Origin of the sequence: Streptomyces lunaelactis (assembly GCF_003054555.1) — a bacterium.
Classification (GTDB): domain Bacteria; phylum Actinomycetota; class Actinomycetes; order Streptomycetales; family Streptomycetaceae; genus Streptomyces; species Streptomyces lunaelactis.
Genome location: NZ_CP026304.1, coordinates 4808187 through 4820532, shown reverse-complemented (window position 1 = coordinate 4820532; position 12346 = coordinate 4808187). Strand labels below are relative to the sequence as shown.

Here is a 12346-nt window from a genome sequence, read left to right as displayed (position 1 = left end):
GGAAAGCGTGAAGCACACACTCAGCGGCCGCATTTCTAGCGGCCCCAGCTTCCTCCTCCGGACCGAGCTGCTCGATCCGCAGTTCGCCTACGAGGCCGAGCACCTGCTCCCCTACTACGTGAAGATCGAGCGCACGCTCGTCGCCGAGTACGCGCGTATGCGGCTCATCAGCCCGGAACAGACGCGGGAGCTGGACGGCCTGCTCGCCGGTGCGACCCGGGAGGTCATCACCGGGCAGCAGCAGGCGAACATGTCCGACATCGCGTTCGCGCTGGAGCGGCACGTGGAGGCCGGGCTGTCCGCGCCGGTCCCGACCTGGCACCTCGACCGGAGCCGCAATGACCTCCAGGCCTGCGCCCAGCTGATGTTCGGCCGTGGCCGGCTCATCGGCGCGGCGGAGTCACTGCTGGAGTTCCAGGAGGCGGCCCGGCAGCTGGCGGAGGCCACCACCGATCTGCCCATGCCCGGCTACACCCACCACCAGGCCGCCCAGATCATCACCCCGGGCTTCTACCTGGCGGCGCTCTCCGAGCACGTCCAGCACACGCTGCGCCGACTGCTCGCCACGTACGACGGCTTTGATGCCTGCCCGCTGGGTGCGGGCGCCATGTCCGGCCAGGAACTGCCCTGGGACCGGGACAGGATGGCATCCCTGCTGGGCTTCCGGCGGGCACAGCCGAACGCGCTGATGTCGGTCGCCTCGCGCGGCTGGGCCCTGGAGATCACCGCCGAGTTCGGGGTCTTCGGGGTGGCGCTGAGCCGGTTCGCGACGGACCTGCTGGCCTGGGGGAGCAGCGAGTACGGCTTCATCGACCTGCCGGACGAGCTGTCGGGCATCTCGTCGGCCATGCCGCAGAAGAAGAACTTCCCGATCCTGGAGCGCATCCGCGGTCGCAGCGCCCATCTGTCGTCGTTCCACATCGATGTGACGCTGGGTCAGCGCAACACGCCGTACTCCAACACCGTCGAGGTCTCCAAGGAGGCCGGAGCGCACGTCTACGAGGCGTTCGAGGCGCTGCGCAGCACGCTGCGGCTGTTCACCGAGGTCCTGCGGCACCTCACTTTCCGGGCAGACCGGATGGCCGAGGTCTGCGAGCGGGAGTTCCTGGGCGGCTTCGCCCTCGCCAACTCCCTGACGCTGGCCGAGGAGGTCCCCTGGCGACGCGCCCAGGTGATCGCGGGGCGGTACATCGTCGCGGCGGTGGCGGCAGGCCGCAAGCCTGCCGACGGCGACCCGGAGCTGCTGCGCGCGGCGGCCGAGGCGGAGGGTCACGTGCTGCGCGACCCGGCCAGGACGCTGGGCGACGCCTTCGACGTGGGGCGGGCGCTGCGCCGGATGAAGTCCAGCGGGTCGGCGCACCCGGACGCGGTGGGCGCGGCACTGCGCGCGCAGCGGGACGAGCACGAGCGGCTCGTACGGGAGTGGGCGGCGCGGGCGGCGACCGCCCGGGCAACGGGGGAGGACGGAAATGGACACGCAAGCGCGCCCTAAGGCGACTGAGACGATCGTGCGCGGCACCGGCACGGCGTTCGGCACCTTCGGCGAACTCCTGCAAGGCGTACTGCCCGGCGGCGACCGGCACTTCATGGTGACCTTCCCGGTCGCCGCATGGAGCACGGCGGTCTTCCGCCACTCTCCGGACCGCGACGGATTCGTGGTCTGGCCGCCGCACAAGGGCAAGGCGGTGCGCATCGCCGAGCTGGCGCTGGCCGCCGCCGGGCGGAGCGGCGGCGGCTCACTGGAGCTGAGCAGCGAACTGCCCGAGGGCAAAGGGATGGCCAGTTCCTCCGCGGACCTGGTGGCCACCGTGCGCGCGGTGGGCGCGGCGCTGGGCACGACGTTCGACGCGGCGGCGATCGAGTCGTTCCTGCGGGAGATCGAACCGACCGACGGGGTCATGTACGACGAGATCGTCGCGTACTACCACCGCGAGGCCGAACTCCGTGAGGGGCTGGGGATCCTGCCGTCGCTGGCCATCGTCGCGTACGACGAGGGCGGTCAGGTCGACACGATCGCGCACAACCGGGACGCGCGGCAGGTCAGCGAGGCCGACAAGGCGGAGTACGCCCGGCTGCTGGACGAGCTGTGCGGCGCCGTCCGGGCCCGTGACCTGACCGCCGTGGGCCGCGTCGCCACCCGCAGCTCCGAGCTCAACGCGGCGGCCCGGTCCCGCCGGAGCCTGCCCGAGCTGCGCCGGATCTGCGAGGAGACCGGCGGACTGGGGGTGGCCTGTGCCCACAGCGGCACGGTGCTCGGCATCCTCTACGCCGCCGACGACCCGGAGCTGACGAGGAAGGTCGGGGCGGCCCGGGCCGCGTGCTCCGCACTGCCCGGCACCACCACCGTGCACCGGTCGCTGGGCCATGGCGACGTGTGGAGCGCCTGCTCCATGGAAGTGACGGCGCGGGATAACACCGCACCGGCTCGCACCGCGAGCACCGAACATGCCTGGGGGGCGTGAACATGATCTTTGAGTCAATGAACGAAGCGATCGGCAACACACCGCTGGTCCGGCTCGCCGTCTCCGCCTCCGAAGGGACGCGGGTGTACGCCAAGCTGGAACTCGCCAACGCGTTCGGCATGAAGGACCGCGTCGCCAAGAACATCGTGGCCGAGGCCCGCCGCCTGGGCGTGCTGCGGCCGGGCGCGCCGATCGTGGAGAGCTCGTCAGGCACCATGGCTCTGGGCGTGGCCCTGGTCGGACGTTCGCTCAGCCACCCGGTGCACATCGTCACGGACCCACGGACCGACCCGACCACCCTGGCGAAGCTGCGCGCCCTGGGGTGCGAGGTGCACGTGGTGCCCGCCATGACCGACGGCGGCTGGCAGGGCGCCCGGCTGGCCCGGCTGGCGGAGCTCATGCGCGAACTCCCCGGCTCCTTCTGGCCGCAGCAGTACAGCAACCCGGACAACCCCGGCGCGTACCGGGTCCTCGCCGACGAGATCCTGCGCGACCTCGGCCCGGTCGACACGCTGGTCGGCGCGGTCGGCAGCGGCGGCTCGCTGTGCGGGACCGGTCGCGCCCTGCGCCGTACCCTGCCCGGACTGCGGGTCGTCGGCGTGGACTCCGTCGGCAGCACCCTCTTTGACCAGCCGGACGTGCCCGGCCGCCTCCAGAGCGGTCTCGGCAACAGCCTGCACCCGAACAACCTCGACCGGACCGCGATCGACGAGATCCACTGGCTCAACGACCGCGAGGCGTTCGCCGCCACCCGTGACCTCGCCCGTGAGCAGCAGATCTTCGCGGGCAACACGTCCGGCTCCGTCTACCGCCTGCTGCGCGAGCTGGCCCTGACGGCCACGCCGGGCAGTCGGATCGTCGGCATCTTCCCGGACCGTGGCGACCGGTACACCGAGACCGTCTACAGCGACGCCTACTGGGCCGCGCACCGGCTGGAGGAGCTCCCGTTCTCAGACGCCCCGGCCCCGGTCGGCTACGGCACCGCCGTCCGCTCCTGGTCCCGCGCCGGTCTGGACGAGCGGCCCGCCCGCCAGCGCCACCTGCTCTTCGTCGAGGCCAACACCAGCGGCACCGGGGTGCAGGCGCTGAGGGCGGCGGCCGCGCTCGGCCTCACCGCCGTGCTGCTCACCAGCAAGCCGGAGCGGTACGTCGGTGCCGTGGAGACGGGCTGCGAGGTGCTGGTCTGTGACACCAACCAGATGCCTGTCCTCCGTAAGGCCATCCAGGAGCGCTTCCGCCGGGAGGAGATCGCCGGCATCACCACGACCAGCGACTTCTACGTCCCCACGGTCGCCGGACTCGCCGACTGGCTGGGCCTGCCCGGCAACTCCGAGGACGCGGCGAACCGTTGTCGCAACAAGGCGTCGCTGCGCCGGACGCTGAAGGACGCAGGCGTCCCGCAGCCCCGCTTCGCCGTCGTGACGGACGTCGCGCAGGTCGCGGCGGGCGTCGCCGCCGTGGGCCTGCCGTGCGTGGTCAAGCCCGCCGACGACTCCGGCTCCAACGACGTGCTGCTGTGCGCCACGGCCGCCGAGGCGACGGAGCACGCCGCCCGGGTGCTGGCCGTCGAGAGCAACGTACGGGGGCTGCCCACGGCCCGCACCGTGCTGATCGAGGAGTACCTCGATGCGCTCGAGTACAGCGTCGAGATGTTCAGCGACGGCGACGAGGTCACGTGCGTCGGCGTCACCGCCAAGTACCTCACCGGGACGCCGTACTTCGTGGAGACCCGGCACGTCTTCCCGGCCCCGCTGCCGGAAGCCGAGCGGGCCGCGCTGACCGATACCGTCACCCTGGCGCTGAAGGCGACCGGGATGCGCTTCGGCCCGACGCACACCGAGGTCAAGCTCACCGCCCGGGGCCCGGAGATCATCGAGATCAACCCGCGGCTGGCCGGTGGCATGATCCCCGAACTGATCAGGCTGGCCACCGGATCCGACCTGCTGGAACAGCAGGTCCGGGCCGCCGCCGCGCTGCCGGTGGATCTCTCCGCCGAGCGGTCGGGCCACGCGGGCATCCAGTTCCTGCTTGCCGAGCACCCCGGCACGCTGGCCTCCGTCGACGGCACCGCCGAGGTGCTGTCCGCCGAGGGGATCGAGCGGGTGACCGTGACGGCGTCCGAGGGCATCGACGTCCGCCCGCCGCGCAACGCCTACGACCGGCTGGGCCATGTCATCGCGCGCGGTGACGACGCCGCCGACGTGATGGACGCCCTCGACTCGGCCCTACGCGGGATCAGCGTCCAGCTGTGCACCGACACGTTCGCGAAGTAGTGAAGAGAGACCAGTGACCATGATCGAACTGCGCAGTGACACCTTCACCCTGCCCACTCCGGCGATGATACGGGCGATGAACGAGGCCCCGCTGGGTGACGACGTGTACGGGGAGGACCCGACCGTCCGCCAGCTGGAGGAACGTTCCGCCGACCTGCTGGGCAAGCAGGCGGCCTGCCTGATGCCGAGCGGCACCATGGCCAACCTCGCCTCCATCCTGGTGCACGCCCCGCGCGGCTCGAAGATGCTGGCCGGCGCCGAGAGCGACATCTACATCTACGAGGCCGCTGGTGCCACGGTCTGCGGCGGCGTGATGTACGAGCGGATCCCCAACCAGCCCGACGGCCGGCTCCTCCTCTCCGACCTGCGCGCCGGGTTCCCCGACGAACCCGAGGACGAGCAGTTCGCGTTGCCCTCCCTCATCTGTCTGGAGAACACCCAGAACCGCTGCGGCGGCGTGGTGCTCCCGCAGAGCTACATGAAGGAGGTGTGGGAGTTCGCCCACGAGCGCGACGTCGCCGTGCACCTGGACGGCGCGCGCCTGTTCAACGCCGCCGTAGCCCTCGCGATCCCGGCCAGCGAGATCGCGCAGTACGCGGACTCCGTGCAGTTCTGCCTCTCCAAGGGGCTCGGCGCACCCATCGGCTCGATGGTCGCCGGAAGCGAGGACTTCATCACCGAGGTCCGCCGGGCCCGCAAGATGCTCGGCGGCGGTATGCGCCAGGCGGGCATCATCGCGGCTGCCGGCCTGGTGGCCCTCAACGACCTGGGACGGCTCCAGGACGACCACGCCAACGCGCTGCGGCTGGCCGAGGGCCTCGCGGAGATCGACGGGATCGACACCGACCCCGCCGCCGTGCAGACCAACATCGTCATGTTCAAGGTCACTGACCCCCGCTTCACCTGGCAGATGTTCGTCGAGGCCGCCGGGCACCTCGGTCTCTCACTGGCCGAACTCGGCCACGGCAGGCTGCGCGCCGTGACCCACAACGGAGTCAGCACGGCGGACATCGACACGGCGCTGTCGATCGTGCGCCAGGTGCTCACCGAAGGGCGGGGCAACTGACATGAGCCCCAACGAACTCGCCCCGGACACCCTGGACCCGGACACCCGGGACCTCCAGGCCGAACTGCTCAGCATGCTGCTGGACAACAAGAAGGAGGTCCTCGCGCCCTCCACCGTCTGCCGGACGCCCCGCGAGGGCCGGCTCCCGGCCTCCAGCGCCCAACAGCGGCTCTGGTTCCTCGACCAGCTGCACGGCAGCAACGCCACGTACAGCGTGCCGTTCGCCCTCCGCATAGACGGCGACCTGCGGATCGACGCGCTGTGCGCCGCGCTCCAGGACCTCGTCGACCGGCACGAGATCCTGCGCTCCACCCTCGCCGGCGCCGATGACGACCTGGTCCTGCGCATCGCCGACCGGCTCACGCTCGACGTGCCCCGCGTCGAGGTCCCCGGGCTGACGGCCGAAGAGGGCGAGCGGGAGGTCCTGCGCCAGATCGCGGCCGAGGCCCAGATCCCCTTCTCGCTCACCGACGGCCCGCTGCTCCGGGCCGCCGTCTACCGCACGGACCCCGCCCGGCACTACCTCTTCATCAACTTCCACCACACCGTCACCGACGGCTGGTCGGAGGGCGTCTTCGCGCGCGAACTCTGGCAGCTCTACGCGGGGCACGCGTCCGGCACCCGCGCCGTACTGCCCGAACTCCCGCTCCAGTACGCGGACTACGCCCACTGGGAGCGCGACTCGCTGGCCGACGGCGAACTACGCCGCCAGGTGGACCACTGGATCGTGGACCTGGCGGGAGAGCTGCCCACCCTCCGGCTGCCCGCCGACCGCCCCGCCCGGCCCGGCCCACCTTCGAGGGCGGCACCACCCTGGCCGCCCTGCCCGGCGACCTGGAGCGGCGGCTGCGGGAGCTGTGCCGGCGGGGCGGGGTCTCCCCCCTCACGGTGCTGCTCACCGCGTTCAACGTCCTGCTGCACCGCTACACGCGGGAGGAGGACATCATCGTCGGCGCACCGGTCGCCAACCGGACCCGCCGGGAGTTCGAGGGCATCGTCGGGTTCTTCGTGAACACCGTCGCGCTCCGCTCCGACGTGCCCGGCACCGCGACCCTCACCGACGTGCTGCGGACCACGCGGGAGACGCTGCTCGCGGCGCAGGCCAACCAGGAGGCGCCGTTCGCCCGCGTCGTGGAGGAGCTCGCCCCCGACCGGGACCTCGGGCTGAACCCCGTCTTCCAGGTGCTCTGCAACTTCCTCGACCTCCGCGAGGGGCCCGCCGTCGGCGGCCTCACCACGACCGTCCTGGAGATCGAGGAGCAGGTCACCCGCTTCGACCTCGAGCTGCACTTCGAGGCCAAGGAGGAGGGCACCACCTGCCGCTTCGTGTACAGCAAGGACCTCTACGACGCGGCGCGCGTTGAGCGGATGGCCGCCCACTACCTGGCCGTGCTGCGGGCCGTCCTGACGGCACCGGACACCCGGGTGGACGACGCCGAACTGCTCTCCGGAGCGGAGCGGCAGCAGGAACTCGCCGTCTGGAATGCCACCGACGCGCCCGTCTCACCGCTCTCCCTGCCCGAGTTGGTCGAGGCCCAGGTCGCCAGGTCGCCCGGCGCGACAGCCGTCATGTTCGAGGGCCAGACGCTCACCTACGCCGAGCTCAACGCCCGCGCCAACCGGCTCGCCCACGCGCTGATCGCCCGCGGAGCGGGACCGGAACGGGCGGTCGCCCTGCTGGTACCCCGGTCGCTCGACATGATCGTCGGCCTGCTCGCGGTGTTCAAGAGCGGCGCGGCCTACCTCCCCGTCGACCCGGACTACCCGCGCGACCGCATCACGTACCTCCTGACGGACGCCACCCCCACCCTGGTCCTCGCGCACTCCCGCACGGTGGGCCTGGTGCCCGACGGCACCGGCACCGTGCTCCTGGACGACGCCGACCTCATCGCCGAGGCTGCCACGCGCCCCGACACCAACCCCACCGACTCCGACCGCACCAGCGCGCTCACCGACCTCAACACGGCCTACGTCATCTACACCTCGGGCTCGACCGGCCGCCCCAAGGGCGTGCTGATGCCCGCCGCCGGGCCGCGCAACCTGGTCCTGTGGCAGCGCGACACCATGACGGGCATGACCGGCGCCCGCACGGCGCAGTTCACGGCGGTCGGCTTCGACGTCTCGGTCCAGGAGATCCTGGCGAGCCTCATCTCGGGCAAGACCCTGGTCGTCCCCACCGAGGACACCCGGCGCAGCGCCGAGCAGCTCGCCCGCTGGCTGGACCGCTACGACGTGAACGAGCTCTACGCCCCCGCCCCCGTCATCGACGCGGTGTACGAGGCGGCGGAGGAACTGGGGCTCAGCCTGTCCTGCCTCACCGACGTCCAGCAGGCCGGAGAGGCACTCACCCTGGGCGACCGGACGCGCGGCCGCCACGCGGACCCCGCCCGACGCCTGCACAACCTGTACGGGCCCGCCGAGGCCCACGGGGCGACCGTCCACTCCCTCCCGGGCGACAGCTCCGCCTGGCCCGACGCGGCCCCCATCGGCCGCCCGGTCGCCAACACCCGCGTCTACGTCCTGGACGACCGGCTGCGCCCGGTGCCGCTGGGCGTCGCCGGTGAGCTGTACATCGGGGGCGAGGGCGTCGCCCGGGGGTACGCGGACCGCCCGGGGCTCACGGCCGAACGGTTCGTCGCGGCCCCCTACGGCCCGCCGGGCAGCCGGATCTACCGGTCCGGCGACCTCGCCCGCAGGCGGCCCGACGGCGAACTGGAGTTCCTGGGCCGGGCCGACCACCAGGTCAAGATCCGGGGCATCCGGATCGAGCCCGGGGAGATCGAGGCGGTGCTGGCCAAGCACCCGTCGGTCACCCAGGTCGCCGTGGTGGCCCGGGACGACCGGCCCGGCGGCAAGTACCTCGTCGCCTACGTCGTGCCGGACCCTGCGATCGGCTGGGATCCGGACGAACTGCGCCGGTTCGGCGAGGAGTTCCTGCTCACGTCGATGGTGCCGACGGCCTTCGTGGCCATGGACGTCTTCCCCCTGTCGCCGAACGGGAAGCTGGACCGCCGGTCCCTGCCCGCCCCGCCGCTCGACGCGGAGCTGAGCGGCCGGGCGCCGCGCACCGCGCTGGAACGGGAGCTGTGTGCCCTGTTCGGTGAGGTTCTGGGCCGCCCCTGGGACAGCGTCGACGACAACTTCTTTGCCTTCGGCGGCCACTCCCTGCTGGCCACCCGGCTGATCAGCCGCATCCGCTCGGAGCTGGGCGCGGAACTGCCGATCCGTACGGTCTTCGAGACCCCCACCGTGGCGGCGCTCGCGGAGGCGCTCGCCGGTCCCGGATCCGGGGCCGGCGCGGCGCGGCAGGCGCTGCTGCGCGCCGAGCGGCCCGCCGTCGTACCGCTGTCGTCCGCCCAGCGGCGGCTGTGGTTCCTGAACCAGTTCGAGGGCCAGCGCGCGGCGTACAACATGCCGTCGGCGTTCCGGCTGTCAGGCGCGCTGGACATCCCGGCCCTCGAAGCCGCCCTCGGTGACCTCGTCGCCCGGCACGAGAGCTTGCGGACGGTCTATCCCGACTCCGAGCACGGGCCACACCAGCTGGTGCTCAGCGCTGAGCGGGCCCGCCCGGCGCTGCGCGTGGCCGAGACCAGGGAGGAGGAGGTCGCCTCGGCGGCGGCCCGGGTGGCCGCTGAGGGCTTCGACGTCACCGTCGACCCGCCGGTGCGCGCCCACCTGTTCGTCACCGGGCCCAGCACGTATGTCTTCGTCCTGGTCGTCCACCACATCGCGGGCGACGGCTGGTCGATGGGGCCGCTCTGGCACGACCTGTCGGCCGCGTACACCGAGCGCCTGGGCGGGTCCGCGTACACCGGGCCGGAACTCCCTGTGCAGTACGCCGACTACACCCTCTGGCAGCGTGATCTCATCGGCCGCGAGGACGACCCGCACAGCGCGGTCTCCCGCCAGCTCGCCTACTGGCGCGAGGCGCTCGACGGGGCACCCGAGGAGACAGCGCTGCCCGCCGACCGGCCCCGCCCGGCCGTCCCGTCCCACCGGGGCGGCATGGCGCCCTTCCAGGTCCCGGCGGCGCTGCACCGGCGGCTGATGGAGGTCGCGGAGCAGACGGACAGCAGCCTGTTCATGGTGGTGCAGGCCGCCCTGGCCGCCGTCCTCACCCGACTCGGCGGCGGTACGGACATCGTGATCGGCACGCCGATTGCGGGCCGCACCGACGAGGCGCTCGACGATCTCGTCGGCTTCTTCGTCAACACGCTGGCGCTCCGCACGGACACCTCGGGCGACCCGACGCCGCGCGAGCTGCTGCAGCGTGTCCGCGACACCGACCTCGCTGCCTACGAGAACCAGGACGTCCCGTTCGAGCGGCTGGTCGAGGTGCTCAACCCGGTCCGTTCCATGGCCCGGCACCCGCTGTTCCAGGTGATGCTGGCCCTCCACAACAGCACCGAGGACCTGCTGGAGCTGCCCTCCGTGGCCGCCGAGGCGATGCCGATCGACCTCGACGCCGCCCTCTTCGACCTGCACTTCGACCTGACCGAGAGCCGTGCCGAGGACGGCACGCCCGGCGGCATGGAGTGCTACGTGGAGTACTGCCTGGACCTCTTCGACCGGGAGTCCGCCGAGGGGTTCGGCGAGCGGCTGGTCCGGATGCTGGGTGCCTTCGCCGACGATCTCGACCAGCGGACGGCGGCCGTCGGGCTGCTGGGCCGGGCCGAGCGGGACCGCCTCCTGGTCCAGTGGAACGACACCGCGCGTCCCGGCGAGCCGACGACGCTGACCGAGCTGTTCGAGGAACGCGCGGCCCGGACCCCGGACGCCCCAGCGGTCCGCCTGGACGGCCAGGTCCTGAGCTACGCGGAGCTGAACGCCCGGGCGAACCGGGTGGCACGCCGGCTGATCGCCGGGGGCACGGGGCCCGAGGACCTGGTGGCGCTGGTGCTGCCGAGGTCGGCGGAGATGGTGACGGCGGTGCTTGGCGTACTCAAGGCGGGCGCGGCGTACCTGCCGGTGGACCCGGCCCATCCGGCATCGCGGATCGCTGCCACGCTGGAGGACGCGGCCCCGGCGGCGGTCTTCACCGCCGAGGCGATCGCGGAGCTGCTGAACGGGGACGAGCCGTCGGGCGGTCATGCGTGGGCCGGGAATCCGGCCGACGCGGACCGGGTGCGGCCGCTGTCCCCCTCCCATCCGGCGTACGTCATCTACACCTCGGGTTCGACGGGCCACCCCAAGGGCGTGGTGATCGAGCACCGTTCGGCGGTCAACTTCGTCCGGGCCACCAACGCCCACTACGAGATCACCTCGGCCGACACCCTGCTGCAGTTCGCGACGCCCACGTTCGACGTCTCGGTGCTGGAGATGTTCTGCGCCCTGCTGGCCGGTGCCACCTTGGCGGTCGCCAACGCCGACCAGCGCCGCGATCCCGAGCTGCTCATGGCGTTCATGCGGGAGTCGGGCGTCACGGTGGGCGACCTGCCGCCCGCCCTACTGCCCCTGCTGGTCCCGGAGCGGCTGCCCGCCCTGCGGATCGTCTCGGTCGGCGGCGAGGCGTTCCCCGGCAGCCTGGTCGGCGAATGGGTCAGCGAGCGACGCCGGTTCATCAACAGCTACGGGCCCACCGAGAGCACGATCGCCGTCACCCTCATGGACTGCGTCGGCAGCTACGACCGGAATCCGCCGATCGGCCGCCCGATGGACAACATCCAGGTGTACGTCCTCGACGCGGACCTGAGCCCGGCTCCCGAAGGGGTCGCGGGTGAGCTGTACCTGGCGGGCGACGGGCTGGCCCGGGGCTATCTGGGGCGTCCGGGGCTGACCTCCAAACGCTTTGTGGCCTGCCCGTTCGGGGCACCAGGGACCCGGATGTACCGCACCGGGGACCTGGCGCGCTGGCGGCGTGAGGGAGTGCTGGAGTTCCTCGGCCGCAGCGACGACCAGGTGAAGATCCGGGGATTCCGGATCGAGCTGGGTGAGATCGAGGCCGTACTCGCCGCCCATCCGGCGGTCGAGCAGGTCCGCGTCCTGCTGGCCGGCCGACATTTGGTCGCGTACGTGGTGCCCGTGCCGGGAGCCGAGGCGCCGACCGAGGCGCTGCTGCGGGAACGCGCGGCGGCGGCGCTGCCCGAGTACATGGTGCCGTCCGCCTACTGCGTGCTGCACGCGCTGCCGATGACGCCGAACGGGAAGCTGGACCAGAAGGCGCTGCTGAACCTGGACATCCGTACCGAGGGGCGCGCATACACGGCTCCGGTGACGGAGACCGAGCGGGCGGTGGCCGGGATCTGGGTGTCACTGCTCGGGTGTGAGCGGGTCGGCACGGAGGAGAGCTTCTTCGCACTGGGCGGCCATTCGCTGCTGGTGATCCAGGCCGTGAGCAAGATCCGTTCCTGTTTCGGGGTGTCCCTGCCCATCCGGCGGTTCTTCCAGGAGCCGACGGTCGCCGGACTGGCCCGGGTGATCGACGCGAGCGGTTCCGTCCCCGGGACCGGCCCCGCCGACGACGGCCCCCGAGTCGTCCGCCGCGGCCGCACAGCCCGGCCCGCAAGGCCCGTAGGGCGACCCGTAAGGAGAGATCATTGAACCCC

The 12346-nt window shown here is 72.1% G+C and carries 5 protein-coding genes and 1 pseudogene; all 6 read left to right on the top strand.

Annotation, left to right across the window (positions count from 1 at the left end; genetic code table 11):
* The first annotated feature begins 7 nt into the window (after window positions 1-7).
* On the top strand, window positions 8-1492 hold the full coding sequence (locus tag SLUN_RS22215; RefSeq protein WP_108150943.1) for an argininosuccinate lyase: 1485 nt from the start codon (window positions 8-10) through the stop codon (window positions 1490-1492).
* A complete protein-coding gene (locus SLUN_RS22210) occupies window positions 1470-2462 on the top strand; it encodes a GHMP family kinase ATP-binding protein (protein ID WP_108150941.1) in 993 nt (330 codons plus the stop codon). The genes SLUN_RS22215 and SLUN_RS22210 overlap by 23 nt, the downstream gene beginning before the upstream one ends.
* Window positions 2463-2479: 17 nt before the next feature.
* Window positions 2480-4735, top strand: a complete 2256-nt coding sequence (locus SLUN_RS22205; protein WP_254709945.1) for a pyridoxal-phosphate dependent enzyme — start codon at window positions 2480-2482, stop codon at window positions 4733-4735.
* A 19-nt stretch (window positions 4736-4754) separates the two neighbouring features.
* Window positions 4755-5801 (top strand): GntG family PLP-dependent aldolase, encoded by a 1047-nt coding sequence (locus SLUN_RS22200; RefSeq protein WP_108154881.1) that lies wholly within the window; start codon window positions 4755-4757, stop codon window positions 5799-5801.
* 1 nt (window position 5802) lies between these two features.
* Window positions 5803-8792, top strand: a pseudogene (locus SLUN_RS42415) (non-ribosomal peptide synthetase); the annotation flags it as partial.
* A complete protein-coding gene (locus tag SLUN_RS42410) occupies window positions 8772-12341 on the top strand; it encodes a non-ribosomal peptide synthetase (protein ID WP_371413921.1) in 3570 nt (1189 codons plus the stop codon). The pseudogene SLUN_RS42415 and the gene SLUN_RS42410, both read left to right, overlap by 21 nt.
* The last annotated feature ends 5 nt before the right edge of the window (window positions 12342-12346 follow it).

Excerpts from the sequence above, each read along its gene's own strand:
- SLUN_RS22210 (WP_108150941.1), top strand. The coding sequence starts at position 1,470 with ATGGACACGCAAGCGCGCCCTAAGGCGACTGAGACGATCGTGCGCGGC.
- SLUN_RS22205 (WP_254709945.1), top strand. The coding sequence starts at position 2,480 with ATGAACGAAGCGATCGGCAACACACCGCTGGTCCGGCTCGCCGTCTCC.
- SLUN_RS22200 (WP_108154881.1), top strand. The coding sequence starts at position 4,755 with ATGATCGAACTGCGCAGTGACACCTTCACCCTGCCCACTCCGGCGATG.
- SLUN_RS42410 (WP_371413921.1), top strand. The coding sequence starts at position 8,772 with ATGGACGTCTTCCCCCTGTCGCCGAACGGGAAGCTGGACCGCCGGTCC.